General features: G+C 64.4%; 29 protein-coding genes. 24 read left to right on the top strand and 5 right to left on the bottom strand.

Translation table 11 applies throughout. The features are described from left to right. The first annotated feature begins 284 nt into the window (after nucleotides 1-284). Genes FJQ55_RS06155 through FJQ55_RS06170 form a run of 4 tightly spaced genes read left to right on the top strand, consistent with a single transcriptional unit; the run spans nucleotide 285 to nucleotide 1,824 of the window. Nucleotides 285-854 (top strand): head-tail connector protein, encoded by a 570-nt coding sequence (locus FJQ55_RS06155; protein ID WP_140826777.1) that lies wholly within the window; start codon nucleotides 285-287, stop codon nucleotides 852-854. Next, complete coding sequence (locus FJQ55_RS06160) at nucleotides 851-1,192, top strand: phage head closure protein (RefSeq protein ID WP_246085037.1); 342 nt, start codon at nucleotides 851-853, stop codon at nucleotides 1,190-1,192. The genes FJQ55_RS06155 and FJQ55_RS06160 overlap by 4 nt, the downstream gene beginning before the upstream one ends. Nucleotides 1,193-1,212: 20 nt before the next feature. Continuing rightward, a complete protein-coding gene (locus tag FJQ55_RS06165; RefSeq protein WP_140826778.1) occupies nucleotides 1,213-1,410 on the top strand; it encodes a hypothetical protein in 198 nt (65 codons plus the stop codon). Between the two features lie 3 nt (nucleotides 1,411-1,413). Further along, nucleotides 1,414-1,824, top strand: coding sequence for a DUF3168 domain-containing protein (locus FJQ55_RS06170; RefSeq protein ID WP_140826779.1), 411 nt, complete (start codon nucleotides 1,414-1,416; stop codon nucleotides 1,822-1,824). 164 nt (nucleotides 1,825-1,988) lie between these two features. Here FJQ55_RS06170 and FJQ55_RS06175 read toward each other — a convergent pair whose 3' ends face one another. Then, the gene (locus FJQ55_RS06175) at nucleotides 1,989-3,218 is read right to left on the bottom strand and encodes an MFS transporter (protein ID WP_140826780.1); all 1,230 of its coding nucleotides are present in this window, start codon (nucleotides 3,216-3,218) and stop codon (nucleotides 1,989-1,991) included. A 438-nt stretch (nucleotides 3,219-3,656) separates the two neighbouring features. Here FJQ55_RS06175 and FJQ55_RS06180 point away from each other — a divergent pair, with 438 nt between their 5' ends. From FJQ55_RS06180 to FJQ55_RS06190, 3 genes are read left to right on the top strand one after another with little or no spacing between them, the layout of a single operon-like run. Further along, on the top strand, nucleotides 3,657-4,064 hold the full coding sequence (locus FJQ55_RS06180; RefSeq protein ID WP_140826781.1) for a phage major tail protein, TP901-1 family: 408 nt from the start codon (nucleotides 3,657-3,659) through the stop codon (nucleotides 4,062-4,064). A gap of 31 nt (nucleotides 4,065-4,095) precedes the next feature. After that, entirely contained in the window at nucleotides 4,096-4,539 is a 444-nt protein-coding gene (locus FJQ55_RS06185; protein WP_167507725.1) for a gene transfer agent family protein, read from the top strand. A gap of 23 nt (nucleotides 4,540-4,562) precedes the next feature. Further along, the gene (locus tag FJQ55_RS06190; protein ID WP_281285492.1) at nucleotides 4,563-4,745 is read left to right on the top strand and encodes a rcc01693 family protein; all 183 of its coding nucleotides are present in this window, start codon (nucleotides 4,563-4,565) and stop codon (nucleotides 4,743-4,745) included. Between the two features lie 96 nt (nucleotides 4,746-4,841). Here FJQ55_RS06190 and FJQ55_RS06195 read toward each other — a convergent pair whose 3' ends face one another. Then, nucleotides 4,842-5,114: a Txe/YoeB family addiction module toxin gene (locus FJQ55_RS06195; RefSeq protein WP_140826783.1), complete on the bottom strand. Its 273-nt coding sequence runs from the start codon at nucleotides 5,112-5,114 to the stop codon at nucleotides 4,842-4,844. A 1-nt stretch (nucleotide 5,115) separates the two neighbouring features. Then, nucleotides 5,116-5,448, bottom strand: coding sequence for a type II toxin-antitoxin system Phd/YefM family antitoxin (locus FJQ55_RS06200; protein ID WP_425467528.1), 333 nt, complete (start codon nucleotides 5,446-5,448; stop codon nucleotides 5,116-5,118). Nucleotides 5,449-5,491: 43 nt separating this feature from the next. Here FJQ55_RS06200 and FJQ55_RS06205 point away from each other — a divergent pair, with 43 nt between their 5' ends. The 17 genes from FJQ55_RS06205 (at nucleotide 5,492) to FJQ55_RS06285 (ending at nucleotide 22,156) form a co-directional block, all read left to right on the top strand. Continuing rightward, a complete protein-coding gene (locus FJQ55_RS06205; RefSeq protein ID WP_140826785.1) occupies nucleotides 5,492-6,100 on the top strand; it encodes a phage tail tape measure protein in 609 nt (202 codons plus the stop codon). A 334-nt stretch (nucleotides 6,101-6,434) separates the two neighbouring features. Next, nucleotides 6,435-7,067: a DUF2460 domain-containing protein gene (locus tag FJQ55_RS06210; RefSeq protein ID WP_140826786.1), complete on the top strand. Its 633-nt coding sequence runs from the start codon at nucleotides 6,435-6,437 to the stop codon at nucleotides 7,065-7,067. Beyond that, entirely contained in the window at nucleotides 7,064-7,960 is an 897-nt protein-coding gene (locus FJQ55_RS06215) for a DUF2163 domain-containing protein (protein ID WP_140826787.1), read from the top strand. The genes FJQ55_RS06210 and FJQ55_RS06215 overlap by 4 nt, the downstream gene beginning before the upstream one ends. A 273-nt stretch (nucleotides 7,961-8,233) precedes the next feature. After that, nucleotides 8,234-8,848, top strand: coding sequence for a heparin lyase I family protein (locus FJQ55_RS06220; RefSeq protein WP_140826788.1), 615 nt, complete (start codon nucleotides 8,234-8,236; stop codon nucleotides 8,846-8,848). Nucleotides 8,849-9,104: 256 nt separating this feature from the next. Next, nucleotides 9,105-9,578: an NlpC/P60 family protein gene (locus tag FJQ55_RS06225; protein ID WP_140826789.1), complete on the top strand. Its 474-nt coding sequence runs from the start codon at nucleotides 9,105-9,107 to the stop codon at nucleotides 9,576-9,578. Beyond that, nucleotides 9,578-13,357, top strand: a complete 3,780-nt coding sequence (locus FJQ55_RS06230) for a baseplate multidomain protein megatron (protein ID WP_140826790.1) — start codon at nucleotides 9,578-9,580, stop codon at nucleotides 13,355-13,357. The genes FJQ55_RS06225 and FJQ55_RS06230 overlap by 1 nt, the downstream gene beginning before the upstream one ends. A gap of 33 nt (nucleotides 13,358-13,390) precedes the next feature. Beyond that, entirely contained in the window at nucleotides 13,391-13,600 is a 210-nt protein-coding gene (locus tag FJQ55_RS06235) for a hypothetical protein (RefSeq protein ID WP_140826791.1), read from the top strand. A 178-nt stretch (nucleotides 13,601-13,778) separates the two neighbouring features. After that, on the top strand, nucleotides 13,779-14,111 hold the full coding sequence (locus FJQ55_RS06240; protein ID WP_140826792.1) for a type II toxin-antitoxin system PrlF family antitoxin: 333 nt from the start codon (nucleotides 13,779-13,781) through the stop codon (nucleotides 14,109-14,111). Nucleotides 14,112-14,114: 3 nt separating this feature from the next. Continuing rightward, nucleotides 14,115-14,603, top strand: a complete 489-nt coding sequence (locus FJQ55_RS06245; RefSeq protein WP_140826793.1) for a type II toxin-antitoxin system YhaV family toxin — start codon at nucleotides 14,115-14,117, stop codon at nucleotides 14,601-14,603. Between the two features lie 137 nt (nucleotides 14,604-14,740). Next, on the top strand, nucleotides 14,741-14,995 hold the full coding sequence (locus FJQ55_RS06250) for a hypothetical protein (protein WP_140826794.1): 255 nt from the start codon (nucleotides 14,741-14,743) through the stop codon (nucleotides 14,993-14,995). Nucleotides 14,996-15,042: 47 nt separating this feature from the next. After that, nucleotides 15,043-15,708: a response regulator gene (locus tag FJQ55_RS06255; protein ID WP_140826795.1), complete on the top strand. Its 666-nt coding sequence runs from the start codon at nucleotides 15,043-15,045 to the stop codon at nucleotides 15,706-15,708. After that, nucleotides 15,705-17,102, top strand: a complete 1,398-nt coding sequence (locus FJQ55_RS06260) for an ATP-binding protein (RefSeq protein WP_140826796.1) — start codon at nucleotides 15,705-15,707, stop codon at nucleotides 17,100-17,102. Before FJQ55_RS06255 ends, FJQ55_RS06260 begins: the two co-directional genes overlap by 4 nt. A gap of 126 nt (nucleotides 17,103-17,228) precedes the next feature. Continuing rightward, the gene (locus tag FJQ55_RS06265) at nucleotides 17,229-17,642 is read left to right on the top strand and encodes a hypothetical protein (protein WP_062275215.1); all 414 of its coding nucleotides are present in this window, start codon (nucleotides 17,229-17,231) and stop codon (nucleotides 17,640-17,642) included. Between the two features lie 248 nt (nucleotides 17,643-17,890). Continuing rightward, complete coding sequence (ccmI, locus tag FJQ55_RS06270) at nucleotides 17,891-19,126, top strand: c-type cytochrome biogenesis protein CcmI (protein ID WP_140826797.1); 1,236 nt, start codon at nucleotides 17,891-17,893, stop codon at nucleotides 19,124-19,126. Then, nucleotides 19,123-19,575 (top strand): cytochrome c maturation protein CcmE, encoded by a 453-nt coding sequence (ccmE, locus tag FJQ55_RS06275; RefSeq protein WP_140826798.1) that lies wholly within the window; start codon nucleotides 19,123-19,125, stop codon nucleotides 19,573-19,575. The genes ccmI and ccmE overlap by 4 nt, the downstream gene beginning before the upstream one ends. Beyond that, nucleotides 19,572-21,560 carry a heme lyase CcmF/NrfE family subunit gene (locus tag FJQ55_RS06280; protein WP_140826799.1) on the top strand — a complete coding sequence of 663 codons (1,989 nt, stop codon included), beginning with the start codon at nucleotides 19,572-19,574 and terminating at the stop codon, nucleotides 21,558-21,560. The genes ccmE and FJQ55_RS06280 overlap by 4 nt, the downstream gene beginning before the upstream one ends. Nucleotides 21,561-21,733: 173 nt before the next feature. Beyond that, complete coding sequence (locus FJQ55_RS06285) at nucleotides 21,734-22,156, top strand: cytochrome c-type biogenesis protein (RefSeq protein ID WP_140829141.1); 423 nt, start codon at nucleotides 21,734-21,736, stop codon at nucleotides 22,154-22,156. On the opposite strand, the gene FJQ55_RS06290 is transcribed toward FJQ55_RS06285, so the two are convergent. Together FJQ55_RS06290 and FJQ55_RS06295 are read right to left on the bottom strand one after the other, a co-directional pair. Then, the gene (locus tag FJQ55_RS06290; RefSeq protein ID WP_140826800.1) at nucleotides 22,157-23,365 is read right to left on the bottom strand and encodes a sensor histidine kinase; all 1,209 of its coding nucleotides are present in this window, start codon (nucleotides 23,363-23,365) and stop codon (nucleotides 22,157-22,159) included. After that, nucleotides 23,358-24,056, bottom strand: a complete 699-nt coding sequence (locus FJQ55_RS06295) for a response regulator transcription factor (RefSeq protein WP_140829142.1) — start codon at nucleotides 24,054-24,056, stop codon at nucleotides 23,358-23,360. Before FJQ55_RS06295 ends, FJQ55_RS06290 begins: the two co-directional genes overlap by 8 nt. Nucleotides 24,057-24,093 lie beyond the last annotated feature (37 nt).

Raw genomic sequence — 24,093 nt, forward strand, 5'->3', positions numbered from 1 at the left:
CCTGGGTTTGCTCCTGACCTTCGACCCAGGCTCACCCCCACCCGCCGCTTTGCGGCGACTTCCCCCCTAAAGGGGGAGGTGGGTGCCCGTTTGCGCTCACTGAAAGTAGCCCCTCATCCCCCTGCCGGGACCTTCTCCCCGTGAACGGGGAGAAGGGGGCATGCCGCTGGCCGCATTCGCCTTCTCCCCGCTTGCGGGGAGAAGGTGCCCGAAGGGCGGATGAGGGGCAGCCCCACTGTAGCGTCTTGGCCGGCAGGTAACTTTTAACTTTCAAAGGACATCCCATGACCATTATCGACCTTACTCCGCCTTTGGTGGAGCCGCTGACGCTTGCCGATGTCAGGGCGCATTTGCGGCTCGATACGGACGACGAGGACGAACTCATCGGCGCGCTGATCACGGTGGCGCGTGAGCATCTGGAGCGGGAGACCGGGTTGGTTCTGGCGATCAGGGATTTCCGGCTGTGCCTCGATGCCTGGCCGGACGACGGAATTCTGACGATTGCGCGGGGACCGGTGCGGGCTGTGACGGATGTGACGGTCTATGACGGCGAGGGGGTCGGTCAGGCTGTGGATCTCGACGGGCATCTGCTCGACGGCGAGGCGCGACCGACGCGGCTTTGGTTGCGCGAGGTGCCGGAGCCGGGGCGGGCGATGAATGGCATCGAGGTGGAATTTGTCGCCGGCTTTGGCGAGAGCGGGGCTGACGTGCCCGACACGCTGAAGCGCGCGATGCTCTTGCATATCGGGGCGATGTTTGCCTGCCGGGGCGTGGTGGCGGCAGATGCCCAGCCGGCGGTGGTGCCGCCGGGTTATGACCGGCTGATCGCGCCGTTTTGCCGGCGGGGGCTATGACGATGGCTCTTCTCGATATCGATGCCGGTCGGCTGACGGCGCGGCTGGTGCTGGAGGCGCCGGCGGCAGAAGAGGACGGGCAGGGCGGGGCGGATGTGACCTTTGTCGAGATGGCGCGGGTTTGGGCGCTGGTCGAGCCAAAGACATTTGCCGAGGAGATCAAGGGGCCGGGGCTGGTATCGGAGGTGACGCATCAGGTGACCTTGCGGGCGCGGAGCGATCTCAGGCCGGGGCAGAGATTGCGCAAGGGCGCGCGGGTCTTTGCCATTCTGGCGCTGCGCGATCTCGACGAGACGGGGCGGTTTGTGCTGGCGCTGTGCCGCGAGGTGACGGGATGAGGCGGGGTGCCGGAGGCCGGATGCGGACCGGCATGGCGCTGGAAGAGACCGGGGCGGTGCTGGGCGAGATGCTGCGGCGGGCCTTGAACGCACGGATGGCACGGGCTGCCGGCACGACGGAGGGAGCGGGGCCGGTGGGGCAGTCGTCCCTTGGCGGCGGCGCATCCGGCGATCTCCCGGCGTCGGGTCGGGATGGTGTTGGACGCGAAGGGGAATGAACAATGACGAATGCGGTCAATGCCTTGGTGCTGGCGCTTCAACAGGCGGTGAAGGCGGATGCGCCCCTCATCGCGCTGCTCGGCGAAGGCGGGATCAACGACCGGACGGTGCGGCCTCAACGGTTTCCCGCTCTGGTGCTGGGCGCGGTCGAGACGCGCGATTATTCGACCGGCGACGGCGAGGGGGCGGAAATCCTCCTGACGCTGGAGGCCTGGAGCGCGACATCGCGGCGCGAGGCGGAGGCCTTGGTCTCGGAGGCAAGGCGGGTGGCGGAGGCCTTGCCGGAGATGCTGCCAATGGGACCGAACGGATTTCGGCTGGTGAACTGGAGGCATCGGCGCACGGTCAGCCGGCGCGAGGTAAAGGCCGGGTTGTTCGTTGCGGAGGCGTATTTTCGGGCGGTGGTGGAGTGAGGCGGGTCCGATCTCCCCCCTTGCGGGGGAGAAAGCGAAATCGAGGAATTGGCCCGATCAGGGCCAAACCTCAGATTTCGCAAGAAGGGGGCTCGGTAGGGTGAGTGCCAACGGAACCGTGCCCCCCTCTTGGAAAATCAGAAGTTTAGGGGGCTTTCGCGCGCCTAAGCCTTCGATTTTCCGTTCTCCCCCGCAAGGGGGGAGATGGGCCTCCCTTTCCGCGCAATCACCGCAAGCCCCAGGATCGCGACAAAGCCTGTTGCGGCGAGCAGCGTGGCAAGCACGAGGCCGGCGTCGATGCCGGCGCGGTCGATGACGGATGTCATGAGCACGGGGGCGGTGGCATTGGCGAGGTTCTGCGGCAAAGCGAGGCGGGCCGACTGGCGGGCGAAGCGGCTGGCGGAGAAGAAGGACAGGGCCATCGTGGCGCGGGCGAGCGCGCTGACACCGGAGCCGAAGCCGTAAAGCGCGGTAAACAGGAGAAGGCTCGATGGGGTGCCTGAGAAGAAGATCAGGAGCAGCGTCGATGCCGTCAGCATGGCGGAGCCGGCAAGGCCTGTCGTGATCGGCGACGTGCGTTTGCCGAGCACCAGATCGACCGCGCGGGCGGAGATGCCGAAGACGGCGCGCAGCGAGCCGAGCTGCAGCGCCAGCGCCGGCGTGGCGCCCGAGAGCTCGAGGATATGCAGGAGCTGCGGCGACAGGCCGAAGGTCATCAGGCTGGAGAGCGAGCTTGAGAGCGCGATCAGCAGGAAGGCGACGACGGCCATGCGGCGGCTGAGGTCGAGCGGTTCGACGGCGTCGGCCGCACGGTCTTCGTCCGAGCGCGTGATGGCGATCCGGCCGATGGCGAGATGCACGGGCAGGACGACGAGGAGCTGCACGGCAGCGGCGGCAAGAAGCGCCCCGCGCCAGCCGAGCGCCTCGCCGGCGAGCGTCAGCAGCGGCCAGCAGACGGCAGAGGACAATCCGGTGAAGACCATGAGAATGCCGATGGCGCGGCGCGCGTCGCGGCCTTCGCGTTCGACGACGGCGGCAAAGGCCGGCACCGTCAGCGCGAAGGAGCCGCCGACGCCGAGGATCAGCCAGGCGACCGCATAGAGGACGAGCCCGGTGGAGAGCGCAAGCGTCGCAAGACCCGCAGCCATCAGCGCGGAGCCCAAGGCGAGCACCTTGGAGGCGCCATGGCGGGCAATCTGCCGGCCGGTCCAGGGGCCGAGAAAGGCCATGACCAGCATCATCACGGTAAGCCCGGCAAAGGCCGTCTCATTGGCAAGCCCGAGATCGGCAGCCATGGCCCGCCCGAACACCGCCGGCATCTCATAGGTCGTGCCCCAGCCGAGGATCTGCGAAACCGTGAGCGCGGCGACGAGGGCAGTGCGGGGCATGTTCATGGGGGACTCGGGGGAATGGGTAGCGGCGGGGTATTCCTTCTAGGCCGGTTGTCGGGTGGGCGATAGGGCGAAATCTTGTGTTGGGGGTGCAAGCCTCGGGCGGTCCCCGCTGGCGGGGGAGACTTCGGAGCGCTGGCCATAAGGCCAGAAATCGATCCAATGAAACGATTTCAGCGAAGGGGGGCTGAGCGCGACGCCGCGCGAAGTCTGTGAGAGACATTGGCGCGATCAGGGCCCAACCTCGAGATTTCGCAGGAGGGGTCTTGGTGCGGTGAGTGCCTGCGGAACTTTGCCCCTCTCTTGGAAAATCTGAAGTTTAGGCGGCTTACGCTCGCCTAAACCTTCGATTTTCCGTTCTCCCCCACAAGGGGGGGAGATGAGGCCCGCAAGCGCCTCGCTCCACTATAGATCAATCATACATCACCAATGGAGGCAGCCATGGGCGCGCAGAAGGGCAAGGATCTCTTGCTGAAGATCGAGGACGGGGCGGGGTTCGTCACGGTGGCGGGCTTGCGGGCGAGGCGCTTGTCGTTCAACGCCCAGTCGGTGGACATCACCGACAGCGAAAGCGCCGGGCGCTGGCGGGAACTGCTGGAGGGGGCGGGCGTGCGCCGGGCCTCGCTGACCGGCTCCGGCCTGTTCAAGGACCAGGCCTCGGACGCTTTGGTGCGGGCTGCCTTCTTTGGCGGAACGCTCCTGACATTCCAGGTGGTCATCCCCGATTTCGGCACGGTGACGGCGCCGTTTCAGGTGACGGCGCTGGATTATGCCGGCAATCACGATGGCGAAATGACCTTCGAGATCGCACTGGAATCGGCCGGTGCCGTATCGTTTGCAGCGCTGTGAGGGGATGGTCATGCGGGGCTATGAACGGGAGATGCGCGAGCCGATGACGGTCGCCCGCGCCAACCGCCATCGCGGCGAGGTGGAGGCGGTGATCGACGGCGAGCGGCGTATTCTGTGTTTGACGCTGGGGGCGCTTTCGGAGCTGGAAACGGCCTTTGGGGCGGAAAGCCTTGGTGATCTCGCCGGGCGGTTTTCCACCGGGCGGCTGAAGAGTGCGGATCTGATCCGCATCCTCGCCTGCGGGTTGCGCGGCGGCGGCAACCGGGTGTCGGACGCCGATGTGGCGGAGATGGCCGTGGAGGGCGGCGTGGCGGGGGCGGCGGGTCTCGTTGGTGAACTGCTGACGGTGACGTTTCAGACGGGCGGGGTGGTGGGCGACACGTCGGCCACGGCACCGGGTGGCGGCGGGAGTGGTTCTGCGGGCGAGATGCCGCGCGGCGCATCGGAGCGGACGGAGACGACGGCCTCCCCTTGAGGGCCGCAGGCGGCGGTGGCGACGTGCCGAAGCCGTTTCCCTGGGAGACGGCGATGACGCTCGGGCTCCATCGTCTGCGGCTGTCACCGGAGGTGTTCTGGCGGCTGAGCCTACCGGAATTCGTTGCCATGGCCGGCGGGTTCGATCGGCCGGGAGGGATGTCGCGGGGCGAAATGGATAGGATGATGTTGAGGTTTCCGGATTGAGGGGGGCTGCAGAATGCCCCTCATCCCCCTGCCGGGGCCTTCTCCCCAAGGCCGGGTAGAAGGGAGGCGCGGACCAGCTGTCCGGCTCGATCTACACTATTTCTGATAATGAAAGCGGCATTGAACGATTTCGATCTGCTGTGTGCCGTGCTTGCCTGAGACGCGATAGACCAGCCGATGTTCGCCTAAGATGCGCCGCGACCAGAACCCGCTGAGATCGCCCTTGAGCTGTTCAGGTTTGCCGAGGCCCTGCAAGGGGGATCGCTTCGTGTCCCTGATCAGCGCTTTGATCGTTTCGACCATGGCCGGGTCGGACGCTTGCCAGTATTCGTAGTCTGCCCAGGCGTGTGCCGTCCAGGGCAGGTTCATGTTAGAGGGTCGGATCCGTTTTGATCAACTCACCTTTGCCGAGCTGATCCAGGCTCTCCCGCAATCGCTCGGCATTTGCCGGCGTCGACAGAAGATGCAGCGTTTCCTGCAGGCTTTCATATTCGCCCTCGGCCATCACGACCAAGGCCTCCGAGCCCTGACGGGTGACGAGGAGGGGCGCACGCGACGCGATGACATTGTCGAAATGGGTCGCGATGTTCTGGCGGAACTCGGTCAGTCGGAATGGGGCATTGGGGCTCTCGCAAGCGGAATGTACGCAAATATGTACAGATTGACGCGTGGTGGCAATCTCCCCGTGAGGTAGGTGTCGCAGTCGCGCGTTTTACCAAACCCAAAATAATCAGAAGGAGAACCCCATGACCGACGACGAGACTCTGGCACTATCCGTCGATCTCGATGGGACTGCGGCGCTCGCCGTGCTCGACGATCTCGAGGCACGGTCGGCCCGCTTCGGGCGGGCGCTGAGCTCGGCCTTGGCGGGCGCCGTGACGGGGAGCAAGGGGCTCGAGGAGGTGTTGCGGGCAGTCGGGTTGCGGCTCGCCGATATTGCGCTTTCGGCGGGTCTGAAGCCGCTTGAAAACCTGCTGGGCCAAGCGGTGGGCGGGGTGATCGGCAGTCTGGGATCGGGTCTTGGGGCGGGTCTTGGCGCAGGTGTCAGCGCCTTTGCCGAGGGCGGGGTGCCAGGAAGGGTGATGCCGTTTGCCGATGGCGGCGTGGTCGCATCGCCCACCTATTTTCGGATGGGGGGCGGGACCGGTCTGATGGGCGAGGCGGGCGCCGAAGCCATTCTGCCGCTGAAGCGCGGCGCTGACGGGGCGCTCGGCGTGGCGGCAGACGGTGCCGGCGGGGGCACGGTGATCCATTTTCAGGTGACGGCGACGGATGCGGCGAGTTTTGCCAGAAGCGAAGGGCAGATCACGGCGATGTTGGCGCGCTCGGTCGGGCGCGGGCGGCGGGGGATGTGAGTGGCGGGGCAGCGGCGCGTAGTAGTGGCGAATAGCGAATAGCGAATAGCAAATAGAGAGTAGGGAGTAGGCGGGTGCTCTTTCAAAGGGGCGGGTTTGCAGGCCTGGGAATGTCGGGCCGGCAAGATGTCGGTGTCGAAGATGAGGCATCCCCTCTGTCGGCTGCGCCGACATCTCCCCCATAAGGAGGGCGGACTGTGGGCTGGTGGCCGCGGACGTCTCTGACGGGACCTTTTGAACGGGACATTGTCGCTGCACGCAACGTGCTCGCGCCAGGCCGGGGGCGAAGCAGCCCGCGCCGCAATCTTCAAACACCAATTCAGTGGAGGCATCCATGGCCTTTCATGAACAACGGTTTCCGCTGCGGCTGTCGCTGACATCAAGCGGCGGGCCGGGGCGGCAGACGGATATTGTGTCGCTGTCCAATGGCCGCGAGGCGCGCAATCGGCGCTGGCGGTTTTCCAGACGCCGCTATGATGTCGGCTCGGCTTTGCGCTCGGTGGCGGATCTCTATGCGGTGCTCGAATTCTTCGAGGCGCGCGGCGGACAATTGCACGCGTTCCGCTTTCGCGATCCGGTGGATTTTTCGTCCGCCCGGCCGGACGAGGGTGTGACGTCGCTCGACCAGTGGATCGGGACGGGTGACGGGGTGACGACAGCGTTTCCGCTGGTGAAAGCCTATGGCGACGGGGCGGCGGTGGAGCGGCGGCCGGTGGTGAAACCGGTGGCGGGCACGCTGCGCATTGCGGTCGACGGGGTCGAACGGATGACGGGCTTTGCCGTGGATGCGACGTCCGGGATCGTCACCTTCGAGGAAGGGCATGTGCCGGATGCTGGGTCCGAGATCCGGGCGGGCTTTGAGTATGACGTGCCTGTCCGGTTCGACACGGACCGGATCGAGATCAATCTCGACGCCTTCAGGGCCGGGCGCATTCCTTCCATTCCGCTGATCGAGGTAATCCCATGAGAGCCTTTGCCGAAGACCTTGCCACGCATATTGCAACCGGCGAGATGACGCTGTGCCGCGCCTGGCGGGTGACCCGGGCAGATGGGGTGGTGCTCGGATTTACCGAACACGACCAGATGCTGGAGTTCTCTGGTACACGCTTCGAGCCGGCTAGCGGTTTTGCTGCGAGCGAGGCGAATGCGGCAAGTGGACTGGCCGCACCGGCAGCCGAGATCAAGGGCGGCTTTTCGAGCGAGGCGATCACGGAAGGCGATCTCGCCGCCGGGCGCTATGATGGCGCGCGCGTCGAGCTGTTTCTGGTCAACTGGCAGCAGCCGGAAGAGCAGCATGGTCTGCTTTCGGTGCAGGAAATCGGCGAAGTGCAAAGGGCGGGACCGGCGTTTTCGGCCGAGTTGCGCAGCATCGCGCACCGGCTGCAGCAGCCGCAGGGTCGGATCTACAACAGGCGCTGCGATGCGGATCTCGGGGACGCCAGATGCGGAGTCGACATGAGTGTGGGCGGGCGGCGGCGGACCGCTGTGGTCGCCGACGTGATGGCGGCGGACCGGCTGCGGTTGGGCGGACTGGACGGACTTGCCGAAGGGCATTTCCGGCTCGGGCATTTGCGTTTCGAAGGCGGACCGCTTGCCGGACGGCGGCTGGCGATCGAGGAGAGCGGGACGGCGGTGGAGGGCTTTGTCGAGGTGAGGCTTTGGCTGCCGCTGGAGGTATCGCCCGAGGTCAGTGATCCCGTGACCCTGACAGTCGGCTGCGACAAGAGTTTTGCCACCTGTCGAACAAGGTTCACCAACCAGCGGAATTTCCAGGGCTTTCCGCATATGCCGGGAAGCGATTTTGCCTATTCCTATGTGAGTGGCGCAAGCACCCATGACGGAGGGGTGCTGTATGAGTGAGGGGCCGTTGGGCTCTTCCATCGTCTGCTGCCTTCCTGCGCTTGCCTCTCATCCCCCTGCTGGACCTTCTCCCGTGAACGGGGAGAAGGGAGCAAGCCGCTGAACGCAGTCGCCCTTTCCCCATGGCGAAGAGGAAAATGCTCCCAGTAGGAGACGTTACGGCCTCCCGGCGCCTGTGGACCAAGCTCCGACGAGGGACTTTCCTGTCTTGCCCCACCTCCGCCCCAACCCTTTGCCAATCCCCCTCAGACAACACAGTGAAAGGTTATTCCCATGAAGATCATTTGCCCCGATGGAAACGGTTATTCCTATTATGTCCAGGCGGTCGATACGAGCCGCTATACCAGGGCGGGAGGCGTCGAGACCTTTCTGGTCAAGGCCGGTGACTATTGGAACGGCCCGGACGGCAGCGATGCCTTGAACTTTCGCGAGCGTTGTGAGGCGCGGGTGACGACGGAAGATGCTGTCGGCTCGACCCACACCTATGCTTTCCACCTGAAGATCCCGACCGACTATGCCGAATTCAGCCCGAAGCAGACGCTCGGCCAGTGGCATAACGGTGTCTATGACAGCGTCTACAATCGCTATGAGAACGGTGAGTTTTTGATCTGCCTCAACAACCACGACAGTGACAGTTTCGTCGATTATCCGGTCGTCATCACGAAGGGCGTGTGGAACACCTTCCGCTATACCTTCACCTGGCACCCGACCAACGGGGCGGTGACGGCCGTGGTCAACGGCAAGACGGTGGTGAAGGCAGGCGGACTGTCACTGGTGCCGGCCGATGCGAGCTCGGTCTATTTCAAGTATGGCATCTATCGCAACATGACCAAGGGCCTGATCGCTCCGGACCAGCAGGCGAGCTACCGGTTGGTGAGCCGGGCGTAAGGTCTCAGGTTTGCCGCTCATCCCCCATCAAGGGGGCGAGGCGCCGGCGCACCTCTCCTTCTCCCCGATTGCGGGGAGAAGGTGCCCGAAGGGCGGATGAGGGACTTTGCGTTGGGCGTTTGCGGCACCCCCTCTGTCGGCTGCGCCGACATCTCCCCACGAGTGGGCAGACTGGGCTGCGGCGGCGGGGCTGGCCGATCTAGCTCCACCGTCAAACAACGGCCGCAACAAACCATCATCACTCCTGGAGCCTCCCATGTCCGTCAACACAAGCGTGCTCGGCATTGCCGAGACTTGGATCGGCACGCCCTATCGGCATCAGGGGGCGACGAGAGGGGTGGGGTGCGATTGCCTGGGCCTCGTACGCGGGATCTGGCGGGAGCTTTATGGAGAAGAGCCGGAGGATGTGCCGGCCTATGCGCCTGACTGGGCGGAGCGGTCGGGAGAGGAGCGCTTGCTCCACGCGGCCGAGCGGCATTTTTCGGCCGTTGCGTCCTTCGAGGCGAGCCGGCCGGGCGATCTGGTGCTGTTTCGCTTTCGGCCGGGGACGGCCGCCAAACATGCGGGGATCTTGGCACGGATGACGGTCGACGGGGCGAGGGCGGGGGACACTGTCCCGGATGCCTTCATTCATGCCTATGAGCAATCGGCGGTGACCTGCTCGGCTCTGGTGCCGGGGTGGCGGCGCAGGATTGCCGGCATCTATCGGTTTCCGGAAAGGGTGTTCTGATGGCGACGATCCTGTTGCAGGCGGCAGGTGCCGCCCTTGGTTCGGTCTTCGGGCCAGTCGGTGCCATTTTGGGCAGAGCGGCGGGGGCGGCCGTCGGCGGGATGATCGACCGGAGCCTGATCGGCGGCACGAGCTCGGTGACCGGGGCGCGGCTGTCTTCGGCACGGCTGGCGGGTGCGAGCGAGGGCACGGCGATCCCGAGGCTCTATGGCACGGCGCGGCTGGGCGGCACGCTGATCTGGGCGACGCGCTTCGAGGAAGAGGCGGTGACCGAGCGCAGCGGCGGCAAGTCGAGCGGCGGGACGCGGACCACGACCTATCAGTATTACGCCAATCTGGCGCTCGGGCTCTGCGAAGGGCCGATCGCGGGCGTGCGGCGTGTCTGGGCCGATGGGCGCGAGCTGGACCTGACCGAGATCGAGATGCGGGTCTATCGCGGCACGCGGAGCCAGCCGGTCGATCCGTTGATTGCGGCCAAGCAAGGGGCGGACAAGGCACCGGCCTATCGCGGGCTCGCTTATGTCGTGTTCGAGCGCCTGCCGCTCGACGATTTCGGCAATCGCATTCCGCTGTTGCAGTTCGAGGTGATCCGGCCGGTCGGGCGATTGGAGGACGCGATCCGGGCGGTGGCGGTCATTCCCGGTGCGACCGAGCATGGTTATGCGGTGACGCGCGTGTCGGATGCGCCGAAATCCGGCGAAAAGCGCTGGCTGAACCGCAACACGCTGGTGGCCTCGAGCGATTGGCAGGCCTCGATCGACGAATTGCAGGCGCTCTGCCCCAATCTCGAAGAGGTGGCGCTGGTGGTGGCCTGGTTCGGCACCGATCTGCGCGCCGGGGAATGCCGGGTGCTGCCGGGCGTGGAGGTTTCGACGCGGCGGCAGGAGAGCCGGGCGTGGCGCGTGGCGGGACTCTCGCGCAGTGAGGCTCATCTGGTGAGCCGGCACGAGGGCGGGCCGGCCTATGGCGGATCGCCGGATGACCGGAGCGTGATCGAGGCGATCCGCGATCTGAAGGCGCGCGGACTGAAGGTGACGCTTTATCCCTTTGTGCTGATGGACATCGTCAGCGGAAACGGCTTGCCCGACCCCTATGGCGGGGCGGAGCAGGCCGCTTATCCCTGGCGCGGGCGGATTACGGTTCATCCCGTGAGCGCCGACAAGACGGCGGCAGCGCGGGCGCAGGTTTCGACATTTGTGACCCGTAGCGACGGTTACCGTCGGTTCATCCGGCATTATGCGGGCCTTGCACAAGAGGCGGGCGGGGTGGACGGGTTTCTGCTCGGGTCGGAGCTCAAGGGGCTGACGACGCTGCGCGACGAGGCGAACGCCTTTCCCTTCGTCGAGGCGCTGGTGTCGCTGGCGGGCGAGGTACGCGGCGTCCTGGGTGCCTCCACGGCGATCTCCTACGGTGCCGACTGGAGCGAATATTTCGGCCATCAGCCGGCCGATGGCTCGGGTGATCTGTTCTTCCATCTCGATCCGCTCTGGGCGAGCCCGCATGTCTCGGGTGTGGGCATCGACAATTACATGCCGCTTGCCGACTGGCGCGACGAGGATCTGGAGGCGGTGAGCCCGGATGGGTTTTCCGGTGCCGATGATGCCACGGGTTTTGCCCGGATGCTGACGGCGGGCGAGGGGTTTGACTGGTATTATGCCAATGAGGCCGACCGGCAGGCGCGCAACCGCACGCCGATCACCGACGGCGCCTATGGCAAGCCCTGGATCTACAGGTTCAAGGATCTGGAAAGCTGGTGGGGCAACCGGCATTTCAACCGGATCGGTGGGATAGAGCAGGCGGCGCCGACGGCCTGGACACCGCGCATGAAGCCGTTCTGGTTTATCGAGCTTGGCTGCGGGGCGGTCGATCGCGGGGCAAACCAGCCGAACGTCTTCGTCGACGCCAAATCGGCGGAAAGCGGGCGGCCGCATTTTTCCAGCGGCGCGCGATCCGACAGCCAGCAGCGGCGGTTTCTCGAGACGCATCTTTCCCATTGGGCGGAGGAAGAGAGGCCGGAGGGGTTGGTCGATCCGCAAAAAATCTTTGTGTGGAGCTGGGATGCGCGGCCTTACCCGGCCTTTCCGCAGGAGACGGGGCTTTGGGCCGATGGGCGCAACTGGCGCACAGGACACTGGCTGAATGGGCGGTTGGGCACGGCCACGCTGGCCGATGCGATCGCAGCGATCCTCACCGATCATGGCTTTGTCGATTTCGACGTGTCGCAGGTGGCGGGCGATCTCGGCGGTTACGTGAAGGGGGACCTGACCTCGGCGCGCGACCTGATCGAGCCGCTGGTGGAACTGTTCCAGATCGACGTGGTCGAGGATGACGGCGTCTTGCGTTTTCGCACAAGGGCCAATGCCAGCCTGCCGGCGCGGGAGATCTCCGTGCTGGCAGATCTGGAAGGGCAGCCGCTGTGGAGCGAGACACGTGGACATGACAGCGAATTCGCCTCGGAAGCCTTGGTGACCTTCTACGATCCGGCGGCCGATTATGCCGAGGCGAGCGTCCGCTCGCGCAAGGTCGAGGCGGCAACCGAGCGGCAATTGGTGCGCGACCTGCCGGCTGTCATCGCCGAGGAGACGGCGCTGGCCGCCGCCGAAGGCTGGTTGCGCGACAACCGGCTGGCACGGCGCACGCTGCAACTGGCGCTGGGGCCGGGCGAAATCGCGGTGCAGCCGGGCGACGTGCTGCGGCTCTCGGAAGGGCCGGCCGGGCGCTTTCTGGTGAGCGAGATCGACGAGGGGTTCGAACGGCGGCTGACCTTGCGCGCCTTTGCCGGAAAGGTGTCTTCCGAAGTGGCCGTGGTCGAGCCGGGGCGGGCGGGCGACAATCCCGGGGCGGCGGGTTTTGACCCCACAGTGGTTTTTCTCGACCTGCCGCATGTGGACGCGACCGCGATGAGCGGCGATGCGGCTGTGGCGGCTTATGCGAAACCCTGGGTGAGGCTTGCGGCGTCGAGCTCGCCGGAGGTCGAGGGCTATCGGCTTCGCCTGACGCTCGATCGGCCGGCGACCCTGGGGGCGCTGGTGGAGCCGCTGGCGGCGGGTGTCAGCGGGCGGTTCGACCGGGCCAATCCTCTGTTGGTGGATCTGCTGTCGGGCGCCCTGTCTTCGGCGAGCCGGACGGCGGTGTTTTCGGGCGCCAATCGCATCGCGGTGCGGGCGGTGTCCGGCGTGTGGGAGGTGTTGGGCTTTACCGATGCCGAGGAAATCGCTGCGGGTCGCTTCCGGCTGACAGGTCTGTTGCGCGGCCTTAGCGGGACCGAAGATGCCTTGGTGGCCGGTGCCGAGGCAGGTGCGGATGTCGTGCTGCTGGATGCGGCGGTGAAGCCGCTGGGGCTGGCGACGGCGGAACGCGGAACGCCGCAGAACTGGATCCTGGAGCCGATGGGGCTCGTGACGGATCTCTCCGGCCCGCATGTTTTTGGCGGAGGCTTGCGTGCGGAAACGCCGCTCGCTCCGGTGCATCCGAAGGCGCGGAGGACCGCAGCCGGCGATGTGGCGCTAAGCTGGATCCGGCGCGGCCGGACCGATGCCGACAACTGGAGCGAGGGCGACATTCCGCTCGACGAAGAGACTGAGCGCTACCGCGTCGAGATCCTCGACGGGGCGGTGGTGCGCCGGAGTGTGGAAGTGACGGTGCCGCGGCTGACCTATGCGGCCGGTGACGAGTTTGCCGATTTCGGGGCAGCGCAAGCGAGCCTGCTGCTCCGCATTCGCCAGCTTGGACGATTGGCGGCAGGCCTTCCCCTCGAAGCGATCATTCCCGTTCGATGAACACTTGTGACCCTTAAACTGAAGGAGAAAACCATGCTCGAGATGAAACCCTGGTATCAGTCGAAAACCGTCTGGGGCGCGCTCATCGCGATCGGCTCGCCGCTTCTGCGCCATGCCGGCTTCGACCTTGGCAGCGCCGAGGAGGCGGAACTGGCGGATGCACTGACGACGCTTGCCGGCACGCTGGGGGGGCTGCTGGCGCTCTATGGGCGGCTGTCGGCGACGAAGGGGGTTGGTGGTTGAAGGTTACCCCGACCAAACCCATGAGCTGACTAAGACGCGGAAGACGCGATAAGATGTGTTTTGGGCCTGTTCAGCTACACGTGCCGACGCCGGACCAGTTGAAGGAAGGGCTTCAGCCGGAGTCCTTAACGAAGTAAGGATTGCGCATTACATTATCCTCCGGCGAGGAGTGGCCGTCATGAACCCGATTTTGCGCAAAGTCAGCACCATCACCGACAAGGGCCAGACGACGGTTCCCAAGTCGATCCGTGACGCCCTGGGCGTCGGTTATGGCGGGCGGATTGCCTTCAGCCTGGATGCGCAGAACCGCGTCTATGTCGAGCGTGACGACGCGGATGAAGATGATCCCGTTCTGGACGGATTTCTCGACGTCCTGGCCAAGGATATGGCGGCCCGGCCGGAGCAGGCCATTGCAGAAATTCCGCCCGCCTTGCGCGCGCGGATGGCGGCGCTGACCAGCGACATTGACATCGATCTCGATGCCCCGATCGAAGGCAAGGTCGAACTCTGAACGATGGAGACGGTCAACGGCTGGATCATCCGGGCGCATCCTCTGTTTCTCGATCAGTTGGAGCGCTTGACAGCGGCGGTCGAGCGTGAGGCGCTCAAGAAGCCTGAGACCTTTCGATCGAGCGCCAATGCCAAGCTTTTGGCGGCACTGCAGAAGCTCATCTTCGAGACCATTCCGGCGGACCCGGCCGCGACAGGTTTCCGTCAGGGCGGAATAGTTAGGCCCGAGCGCAAGCACTGGTTTCGGGCGAAGTTCGGCAACGGGCGGTTTCGGCTCTTCTTTCGCTACAGTTCTGCCGCCAGGGTCATCGTCTTTGCATGGGTGAACGATTCCGACACGTTGCGCCGCTATGGTGCGCGGACAGACGCCTATCATGTGTTCCGAGCCATGCTGGACGACGGCAACCCACCCGACAGCTGGAACAGCCCGTTAGAAGCGGCATCGAGCAAGGCGGCGAATCCGGCGACTTACTCGGGCGTCGCAAGCGCATGATGTGCTGGGCGAGGAGGGGGACTGACCCTGGCTCCCCATCCTCTGCATCGCTCCCATGTCCAAGCATTCATTTGCCATTCAGAAGGCTTGGGGTACATAATTTGCGAAGCGTGGGCGTCCATACAGAAGAAGTGGCAATGGCATCTTTGATGAAAATCGGCGGAAGGAAGTTGAGCGGGCTGGCGCTGGCGCTGGGCGTGTTCGTCCTGCCGGTCCTGCACGGCGATGCCATGGCGGCGGATTGCCGGGCGGCGGCAGCAAGGGCCGTGGCCGAACTGGGCGGCCAGTTGCTTTCGGTGCGCGAATCGGGCGGTGAATGCGTGATTGTCGTGCTTGTGCCGGGCAATGGCTCCGAGCGTCCCCGCAAGGTGACGATGCGCGTCGCCCAGTGATATCAAAGCCAGCCGAATTGCCGTCTGCTTCAGCCTAGGGGAATTTCATGCGCATTCTCGTCGTCGAAGACGATGTCAATCTCAATCGCCAGCTCGTTGAGGCCTTGCAAGAGGCCGGCTATGTCGTTGACAAGGCCTTCGACGGCGAGGAAGGGCATTTTCTCGGCGAGACTGAGCCCTATGACGCTGTCATCCTCGATATCGGCCTGCCGGAAATGGACGGCATTACCGTGCTGGAGAAATGGCGTGCGGAACAACGGGTGATGCCCGTGCTGATCCTGACGGCGCGTGACCGCTGGTCGGATAAGGTAGCGGGCATCGATGCCGGTGCGGACGACTATGTGACCAAGCCTTTCCATGTCGAGGAAGTGCTCGCGCGCATCCGTGCCTTGATCCGCCGTGCAGCCGGCCATGCGTCCTCCGAAATCGTCTGCGGTCCGGTGCGGCTCGACACCAAGAGCTCCAAGGCACTCGTTGATGGCGTGGCGCTGAAGCTCACCTCGCACGAATACCGGCTGCTGTCCTATCTCATGCATCACATGGGCGAGGTGGTGTCGCGCACGGAACTGGTCGAGCATCTCTATGACCAGGATTTCGACCGGGATTCCAACACGATCGAGGTCTTTGTCGGGCGGCTGCGCAAGAAGATCGGCGTCGACATGATCGAGACCGTGCGCGGCCTCGGCTACCGCATCCAAGCGCCTTCGAAATGAAGCCCCGCTCGCTCACCGCGCGCGTCCTGCTGCTCGCCACCATCTGGTCGGCGCTCGGTCTGGTGACGATCGCGGTGGCGATTTCCGCTCTCTATCGCCAGGGCGTCGAACGCGGCTTCAACAATCTGCTCAGAGCGCAGCTTTACAATGTGGTCAATTCGGTCTCGATCGGCGACGGCGACAGCCTGGCCGGTTCGCCAGCACTCGGCGATCTCAGGTTCTCGCAGCCCGAGACGGGCTGGTACTGGCTGGTCGAGCCGCTTGGCAATTTTGCGACCGCGCCGCTGGCATCCGCTTCGCTCGGAGTTGCCAATCTCCCCGTACCGGATGTGGAGAAGACCCCCTTCGACGAGAATTACGAGCGCTATTACGAGATGACGGACGACGTCGGCAATCGCATCCGCGTGGCCGAGACGGAAGTCGTGCTCGACGACCAGGGGCGGGCAGCGCGCTTTCGCGTCTCCGGCAATCTGGCCGTCATCGAGGAGGAGATCTCCTTCTTCGCCAGCCGCCTGAACATTGCGCTCGCCGTCGTCGGCATCGGTGGCCTGATCGTCAACGGTCTGGCGATCGTCTATGGTCTGAAACCGGTGGACCGCGCGCGGCGCGGGCTGGAGCGGATTCGGCGCGGCGAGGCGGAGCGGATCGAGGGGGATTTTCCCCGCGAAATCATGCCGCTCGCCAACGAGATCAATGCGCTGATCGACAGCAATCGACGCATCGTCGAACGCGCCCGCATGCAGGTCGGCAATCTCGCCCATTCGCTGAAGACCCCGATTGCCGTGCTTCTCAACGAAGCACGCACGCTCGAAAAGGGCCATGCCGAGGTCGTGGTGAGCCAGGCGGAAGCCATGCAGGCGCAGGTGACGTCCTATCTGAACCGCGCCCGCATTGCCGCCCAACGTGACAGCGTGCTGGCGCGCACCGAGGCGCAGCCAGTTCTCGAGCGCCTGGTGCGCGTCATGCGCAAACTGAACGATACGGTGAATTTCGAACTTGAGGTGGCGCCGGACCTGACCTTTGCCATGGAGCAGCAGGACGTCGAGGAAGTGGTCGGCAATCTCCTGGAAAACGCATCGCGATTCGCCCGCTCCCGGATCGTCACCCGCGCCGTACCTGTTGTCCGTGAGGATGATACGACGGCGGATGGACGGCGCAGTTGGGTGGAGATCGTGGTGGAGGACGACGGACCGGGGCTGGCCCCCGACCAGATCGGCGAAGCCTTGAAACGCGGGCGCAGGCTGGACGAAAGCCGACCGGGAACGGGGCTGGGTCTCTCGATCGTCAAGGAGATATCAGGCGAATATCAGGGGACCTTTGGTCTGTCGCGGGCAAGCCTTGGCGGTCTTCGCGCACAGTTGATCTTACCGGCTGTGACGAAAGACACTGCGTGATTGATTTTCCTGTGGAATTACATAGTTGTATAAAACGACCTGCCAAGGCGGGGCCGACCGGGGACACGCCGGCGCCACCCATCGTATCAGGTCGCATGAAATCTGCGTCGGACTTGGGCATCTCTGATGGGTAAAACGCGCTTTGGAACTTTGGCACTCGCCGCTCTGGGGGCGCTCGCGCTGGCGGGCTGCACCACGACGGGCGGCGGATCGGCCGGTTCGGTCAAGGCGGGTTCCGCCGTCTATATCAGTGCCTTGCAGGGAGGCATCGTGTCTCGCACGGGCGTGAAGCTCTCCAACAGTGAGACCCAGAGGGCGCTGGAAGCGGAATATCGCGCGCTTGAAGCCGCACCGGGCGGCCAGCCAGTGACCTGGGCTGGTGGTGATGTTCGAGGCGAAGTGATCGCTGCGGCTCCCTATCAGGTGGGCAAGCAAAATTGTCGCCAGTTCACCCACAAGGTGGTGAGCGGCAATCGCACGCTCGAGGCACGCGGTGCCGCCTGCCGCAATGCCAATGGTACCTGGACGCCGCTCAGCTAACCAGCGGCGATGCGCGGTTTCAATGAACCTGAACGGAATCCATGACATGACAGCCGCCCCCAACCGGCTGACGACCTCCGTCACACCGTTCTCCCAACACGGGCGTGCCGCACGGCTCACCCACTTGACTTGGGTCAAGGATAGGCGTGGTTTGAGGGGCTAATCGGGTTTGCGGCCAAACGCCTCAACTTTGCGTCATGGACCGTTTGCCAGTTGGAATGCACCCGCCCTTGCCGTAATTGAGTTTCATGTTGTTCTGGATCTTCTCCGCCCTGCTGACGGTCGCCGCTGCCGTCCTTTTGTTGTCTCCCCTGTTGCGGGCCTCGGCCCGCGCCACGCGTTATGACGAAGGGGAAGCCGCCGTCTATCGTGACCAGTTGCGCGAACTCGAGCGCGACAAGGCGGGCGGGTTGATATCGGCCGAAGAGGCCGATTATGCGCGCGCCGAAATCGGCAGGCGCTTGCTGGCGGTCGCTGGACGGACCTCCTTCGAGCACGGAGTGGACGAGGCCGGTTCGGACGTGACGGGCGCCTCCGATGAGAAACCACGCCGCAGCGGCCGCTATGGGCTGTCGCAGGCTTTCATCCTGCTCTGTCTTCCGCTGATCGGGCTTGCCGGTTATCTTGAGATCGGCAGCCCCGGCACGCCGGATGCCCCGCTCGCTGCCCGGATCGAGAATCCGGGCGACGATGTCAATCTGCTGATCGCCAAGGTCGAGCGCCATCTGGCCGACAATCCGGATGACGGCAATGGCTGGAACGTGCTCGCGCCGGTCTACTTCCGCGTCGGTCGTCTCGACGATGCCGAACTCGCCTTCCGCAATGCGATCCGTCTCCTGGGCGCCGATCCGGAGCGGCTGAACGGGCTGGGCGAGACGCTGGTGACGCGTAATGACGGCATTGTCACTGAAGATGCGGCCAAGGCCTTCGAGGCGGCGCGCAAGATGCAGCCGAACAATCCCCGCGCCGATTATTATCTGGCGCTGGCGCTGGAGCAGGGTGGCCGCAAGGCCGAAGCGCTCGCGGCCTTCCAGGAAATCGCGGCCGCTTCGCCGGCCAATGCGCCGTGGATGGAGCTGATCAACCGTCACATTGCCACCAACAGCGCAGGCATGCCGCTGGCGAACGCGCCTGCGGCTCCGGAGGCCGCACCGGCTACGCCCGCCGCACAGGCCAACCCGGCAGCACCCGGCAATCCGACCTCGGCCGATATCGCCGCAGCACAGGACATGTCGGAGGGCGACCGCAGTCAGATGATCCGGGGCATGGTCGAAAGCCTCGACCAGAAGCTGAAGGCCGATCCCCACAATTTCGAGGGCTGGATGCGGCTGGTCCGCTCTTATGCCATGCTGAAGGACAAGGCGCGGGCCGAGGCCGCCCTCAAGGACGGGTTGAAGGCTTTTCCGGCTGACGGTGCCGAGGGCCAGCAGCTCGTGGCCATGGCCCGCGAACTCGGCCTGGATGTCGAGGAGGTGAACCCATGACCCGCAAACAAAAGAGACTGGCCGTGATCGCCGGCGGCATGAGTTTCATCGTCGCTGCCGTGCTTCTGGTGATGTTCGCCTTCGGGCAGTCGATTGCTTATTTTTACGTGCCGGGCGACCTGCAGAAGACCGAGGTGAAGCCGGGGACCCGCATCCGCCTCGGCGGCCTGGTGGAGACCGGCACCGTCAAGCGCGGCGAGGGCTCGAGGGTGACCTTTACCGTCACCGATACGATCGGCGAGGTGCCGGTCACCTATACCGGCATTCTGCCCGACCTCTTCCGCGAAGGGCAGGGCGTGGTGGCCGAGGGTGTGTTCCGCGACGGCGACCGCATGTTCGTGGCCGATACGGTGCTGGCCAAGCATGACGAAACCTATATGCCGAAGGACGTGGCCGACCGCCTGAGGGCGCAAGGGGTTCAGCTCGGCGGCAAGGAAGTGGTCCAATGATCATCGAACTCGGCCATTATTCTTTGGTGCTGGCGCTGGCGACCAGCCTCGTCGTGTCGATCCTGCCGGTGATCGGGGTGAGGCGCGGCGATGCAGCAATGATGGGCGTCGCGACGACGGGCACCTATGCCATGTTCCTGCTCGTCGCCTTCTCCTTCGGCGTTCTGACCTGGGGTTATGTCGTCTCCGATTTTTCGGTGAAGAACGTCTTCGAGAATTCGCATTCGCTGAAACCGATGATCTACAAGATCTCCGGCGTCTGGGGGAACCACGAGGGCTCGATGATGCTCTGGGTGCTGATCCTGACGCTGTTTTCGACCATGGTGGCGCTGTTCGGCGCCAATCTGCCGGACCGGCTGAAGGCGAATGTGTTGGCCGTTCAGGCCTGGATCACCACCGCCTTTACGCTGTTCATCCTCTTGACCTCGAATCCCTTCATCCGCCTGTCGCCGATCCCGGCCGAGGGGCAGGACCTGAACCCGGTTCTGCAGGATGTCGGCCTCGCGATCCATCCGCCGCTGCTCTATCTCGGTTATGTCGGCTTTTCCGTCTGTTTCTCCTTCGCCATCGCCGCCCTGATCGACGGACGCATCGATGCGGCCTGGGCGCGCTGGGTGAGGCCCTGGACGCTCGCTGCCTGGGTGTTCCTGACGGCCGGCATTTCGATGGGCTCCTATTGGGCCTATTACGAACTCGGCTGGGGTGGCTGGTGGTTCTGGGACCCGGTCGAAAACGCCTCCTTCATGCCCTGGCTGGCCGGGACCGCGCTTCTGCATTCCGCGCTCGTCATGGAAAAGCGCGACGCGTTGAAGATCTGGACGGTGTTGCTTGCGATCATCGCCTTCTCGCTGTCGCTGCTCGGCACCTTCCTGGTGCGCTCCGGCGTGCTGACGTCGGTCCATGCCTTCGCCACGGACCCGACTCGCGGCATCTTCATTCTCGGCATACTCGTGATCTTCATCGGCGGCGCCTTCTCGCTCTTTGCGCTGCGCGCCCCGAGCCTCAAATCCGGCGGGCTGTTCCAGCCGATCTCGCGCGAAGGCGCGCTGGTGCTGAACAACCTGATCCTGACCGTTTCGACGGCGACCGTGCTGATCGGCACGCTCTATCCGCTGCTCTTGGAAACGCTGACGGGCGAGAAGATTTCCGTTGGCCCGCCTTTCTTCAACCTCACCTTCGGCCTGTTGATGGTACCACTGCTCTTGGCCGTGCCTTTCGGGCCTTTCCTCGCCTGGAAACGCGGAGACCTGCTCGCGGCCCTGCAGCGGCTCTACGTGGCGGCGGCGCTCTCGCTCGTGCTCGGTCTCGGCCTCTGGTATTCGCAGCATGGCGGGCCGGTCATGGCGGTCTTTGGCCTGGCGCTCGGTTTCTTCGTCATCGGCGGTGCGCTCGCCGATCTCTGGACCCGCGCCGGTTTCGGAAAACACCCGCTCGGCACTGCTTGGAGCCGCCTGAAGGGTCTGCCGCGCTCGGCCTTCGGCACGGCGCTCGCCCATTTCGGCCTCGGCGTTACCGTGATCGGCATCGTCGCGGTCTCGACCTTCCAGACCGAACATGTCGTCGAAATGAAACCCGGCATGACGGCGGAAGCCGGGGGCTATGTACTGACCTTCGACGGCATGCGGGCGGGTAAGGGCCCTAATTACACCGAGGACCAGGGCCATTTCACCATCCGCAAGGCGGGGGTTGCTGTGGCCGATGTCTGGTCGTCGAAGCGGCTTTATCCGGCACGGCGCATGCCGACGACGGAAGCCGGCATCGTCACTTTCGGTTTCAGCCAGCTCTATGTCTCGCTGGGTGATCCCATGGCAGACGGCGGTATCGTGGTGCGCATCTGGTGGAAGCCGTGGATTCTCTGCATCTGGTACGGCACGCTGGTCATGATGGCGGGCGGGATTGTCTCTCTGTCGGATCGGAGATTGAGAGTTGGCGCGCCGAAGCGGGCGAAGGTTGCGGCGAAGGCTCCGCTGGAGGCGGCGGAATGAGCGTGGGCAAGAACCCCTCCCCAACCCCTCCCCACAAGGGGGAGGGGCTTCTGCGGCGCGTGCTGGTTTCGACGGCGAGACGCGTGGCTTCCACGGGTCTTCTCCCCCCTTGTGGGGGAGATGGCCGGCAGGCCAGAGGGGGACTTAGGGCCGCGTTCCTCACGCTCGTCCTCCTGCTCACCCCCATCCACGCCTTCGCCGTCAACCCTGACGAGGTACTGGCGGATCCGGTGCTCGAACATCGGGCGCGGACAATCTCGGCGGAACTGCGCTGCATGGTTTGCCAGAACCAGTCGATCGACGACAGCAATGCCGAATTGGCGCGCGATCTGCGCGTCGTGGTGCGCGAGCGGCTGGTAGGTGGCGATACGGATGAACAGGTGATTGACTATGTGGTGTCGCGTTACGGCGAATTCGTGCTGCTGAAGCCGCGGCTGAGTGTGAAGACGCTGGCGCTATGGGGCGCACCGGCGGCGCTGGTGTTGGTCGGGCTGCTTGTGGCCTTTGTTGCGGCGCGCAGGCGCGCGGTGCAGCCGTCGGTAAAACTTTCGGCGGAAGAGGAAGCCCGGCTCGGTAAGCTGCTCGACGGGGAGTGATCAGACGGGTTTCGAACCGGAGTGGCCGTCGATCGGCTGGGGGGAGCGTGTGAGCCCATGTTCCTCCTGTGCCTCGAAGAGAATGGTGGCATAAGCTCCCGCCTCGGCGCGATTTCCCACTTGAAAGCGCGCCTTGTGCCCTTCGGCAATGGCTTTCACGACCGTGAGCCCGAGGCCAGATCCGCCGAGGTCGCGGCCGTTCGGCGCTTCGCTTCGCCAGAACATGTCGAACGAAGAATGGGCTACATCCGACGGCAATCGGGGGCCGTGGTCGGTGACGGAAATGAAGGACCGACCGGCTTCGTCCACTCCGGTGCGAACCTCTATAGGTCCAAAGTCCCCCGCATATCGGCGCGCGTTTTCCAGGAGAGCGAGAAGAGCCTGGCGGAAACGGGGAGGATCGATGTTGGCCGGCGCGGGTGACAGGTCCATTCGGCAGTCGATTGCGCTTCCCGCAGACGCCTGAAACAGGCTCAGCGTATCAGAAACATGCAGCGCCAGATCGGTAGACGTGGTTGCCGTGATAAAATTGGCGGTGCCCGCCATCGACAGCGTGTTGAGCTGGTCTACGACCCCCGACATGCTTTGCGCTTGCAGGAGCAGCGCCCGCACGCGCTCCTCGCTCACCTCGAGCACCCCATCTGCCATCGCCTGCAGATTGCCCTGCAAGACGGTCAGCGGCGTGCGCAGTTCATGCGCGACCGCTCTGGAATTGAACTTCAAACGGGTTTCCAACTGGAGCAGTTCGCTCGCTAATCGGTTGAACGTCGTTGCAAGCGCTTCGACCTCTTTCGTCGCGCCCGGCTCCACCTCTACCCGAAAATCACCCTGTCGGATCTGTTCTGCGGCTGCAGTCAGTCTGGTCAGAGGTGCTACAATTCTGTAGGCCAGAACCACCCCTATGACGCTCGTGAATACGATCAGGGCGAAGCCGAACCCCAGTACGCCGACAACCGGTGCTCCCTCCGTCTGCTCCTCCAGTTGCGGATAGAGTGCAACCAGGGCTGTTAGGGCTTTCGTCTCAGGAACCTCACCCTTGTTGAGGCTTGTCCAAGCCGATCTGGCGTCGGGCGGAAGGCTCTCTATCGCAGAAAGTTCGGCGTGGTCGATATACCAATCGACTGAAAGGAAGAGCAGCGCAATCGTGATGATCTGCGTGAAAGACACCAGCGCTGCGGCCAGTATAAAGAGGGAAGGCCGTTTAGACATCCGTCGATCTCGCGAAGCGGTAGCCTATCCCGCGGACCGTGGTGATGTAGCCGCTCTGGCCGCAATCCGTTAGTTTTCGCCTCAGATTGGCAATATGCGTATCGACGGTGCGATCGAGAGCCTCGCTTTCGGGCATGCAGGCATCCAGCAGGAACGCTCTCTGAAACGTTTTGAAGGGAGAACGGACGAAGCAGACAAGCAGACGGAATTCCGTGGCCGTCAGCGACAGTTCGAGCCGGCCGCTCTCCGTTGAAGTCATCGCGATGTGTGAATCGAGGTGAACTTCGATCTGGTCGTGACGGATCACCTCACTGCCTGCGATCCCTCTTGTGCGCTTGAGCACGGCACCCACACGCGCGACGACCTCCTGAGGGTTGAACGGTTTGGTGACATAGTCATCGGCACCAAGCTTGAGACCCAGCAGCTTGTCCGTGTCGTCATCCATCGCAGACACGAAGATGACCGGGACTGGCGAATCGCGCCTGATTTTCGCCAAGAGATCGAAGCCGTCGATATCCGGCAGACCGACATCGAGGAGCACCAGATCCGGTCGCAACATCTGCAGATGGGCGAGCGCGGTCTGGCCGGTCGATGCTCTCACAGCTCGGTAACCGGACCTCGCCAGGTATCTTTCCAGCAGGAGTGCGATCTCCGGGTCATCCTCGACCACAAGCACGAGTGATGAAATCATGATCAGGCTCACGGCTTCCGACAGGCCCTTCTCCGGC

Source organism: Rhizobium glycinendophyticum (assembly GCF_006443685.1).
Taxonomy (GTDB): domain Bacteria; phylum Pseudomonadota; class Alphaproteobacteria; order Rhizobiales; family Rhizobiaceae; genus Allorhizobium; species Allorhizobium glycinendophyticum.

Coding starts and splice junctions, on each gene's coding strand:
- FJQ55_RS06155 (WP_140826777.1), top strand. CDS start 285: ATGACCATTATCGACCTTACTCCGCCTTTGGTGGAGCCGCTGACGCTT.
- FJQ55_RS06160 (WP_246085037.1), top strand. CDS start 851: ATGACGATGGCTCTTCTCGATATCGATGCCGGTCGGCTGACGGCGCGG.
- FJQ55_RS06165 (WP_140826778.1), top strand. CDS start 1,213: ATGCGGACCGGCATGGCGCTGGAAGAGACCGGGGCGGTGCTGGGCGAG.
- FJQ55_RS06170 (WP_140826779.1), top strand. CDS start 1,414: ATGACGAATGCGGTCAATGCCTTGGTGCTGGCGCTTCAACAGGCGGTG.
- FJQ55_RS06175 (WP_140826780.1), bottom strand. CDS start 3,218: ATGAACATGCCCCGCACTGCCCTCGTCGCCGCGCTCACGGTTTCGCAG.
- FJQ55_RS06180 (WP_140826781.1), top strand. CDS start 3,657: ATGGGCGCGCAGAAGGGCAAGGATCTCTTGCTGAAGATCGAGGACGGG.
- FJQ55_RS06185 (WP_167507725.1), top strand. CDS start 4,096: ATGCGCGAGCCGATGACGGTCGCCCGCGCCAACCGCCATCGCGGCGAG.
- FJQ55_RS06195 (WP_140826783.1), bottom strand. CDS start 5,114: ATGAACCTGCCCTGGACGGCACACGCCTGGGCAGACTACGAATACTGG.
- FJQ55_RS06205 (WP_140826785.1), top strand. CDS start 5,492: ATGACCGACGACGAGACTCTGGCACTATCCGTCGATCTCGATGGGACT.
- FJQ55_RS06210 (WP_140826786.1), top strand. CDS start 6,435: ATGGCCTTTCATGAACAACGGTTTCCGCTGCGGCTGTCGCTGACATCA.
- FJQ55_RS06215 (WP_140826787.1), top strand. CDS start 7,064: ATGAGAGCCTTTGCCGAAGACCTTGCCACGCATATTGCAACCGGCGAG.
- FJQ55_RS06220 (WP_140826788.1), top strand. CDS start 8,234: ATGAAGATCATTTGCCCCGATGGAAACGGTTATTCCTATTATGTCCAG.
- FJQ55_RS06225 (WP_140826789.1), top strand. CDS start 9,105: ATGTCCGTCAACACAAGCGTGCTCGGCATTGCCGAGACTTGGATCGGC.
- FJQ55_RS06230 (WP_140826790.1), top strand. CDS start 9,578: ATGGCGACGATCCTGTTGCAGGCGGCAGGTGCCGCCCTTGGTTCGGTC.
- FJQ55_RS06235 (WP_140826791.1), top strand. CDS start 13,391: ATGCTCGAGATGAAACCCTGGTATCAGTCGAAAACCGTCTGGGGCGCG.
- FJQ55_RS06240 (WP_140826792.1), top strand. CDS start 13,779: ATGAACCCGATTTTGCGCAAAGTCAGCACCATCACCGACAAGGGCCAG.
- FJQ55_RS06245 (WP_140826793.1), top strand. CDS start 14,115: ATGGAGACGGTCAACGGCTGGATCATCCGGGCGCATCCTCTGTTTCTC.
- FJQ55_RS06250 (WP_140826794.1), top strand. CDS start 14,741: ATGGCATCTTTGATGAAAATCGGCGGAAGGAAGTTGAGCGGGCTGGCG.
- FJQ55_RS06255 (WP_140826795.1), top strand. CDS start 15,043: ATGCGCATTCTCGTCGTCGAAGACGATGTCAATCTCAATCGCCAGCTC.
- FJQ55_RS06260 (WP_140826796.1), top strand. CDS start 15,705: ATGAAGCCCCGCTCGCTCACCGCGCGCGTCCTGCTGCTCGCCACCATC.
- FJQ55_RS06265 (WP_062275215.1), top strand. CDS start 17,229: ATGGGTAAAACGCGCTTTGGAACTTTGGCACTCGCCGCTCTGGGGGCG.
- ccmI (WP_140826797.1), top strand. CDS start 17,891: ATGTTGTTCTGGATCTTCTCCGCCCTGCTGACGGTCGCCGCTGCCGTC.
- ccmE (WP_140826798.1), top strand. CDS start 19,123: ATGACCCGCAAACAAAAGAGACTGGCCGTGATCGCCGGCGGCATGAGT.
- FJQ55_RS06280 (WP_140826799.1), top strand. CDS start 19,572: ATGATCATCGAACTCGGCCATTATTCTTTGGTGCTGGCGCTGGCGACC.
- FJQ55_RS06290 (WP_140826800.1), bottom strand. CDS start 23,365: ATGTCTAAACGGCCTTCCCTCTTTATACTGGCCGCAGCGCTGGTGTCT.
- FJQ55_RS06295 (WP_140829142.1), bottom strand. CDS start 24,056: ATGATTTCATCACTCGTGCTTGTGGTCGAGGATGACCCGGAGATCGCA.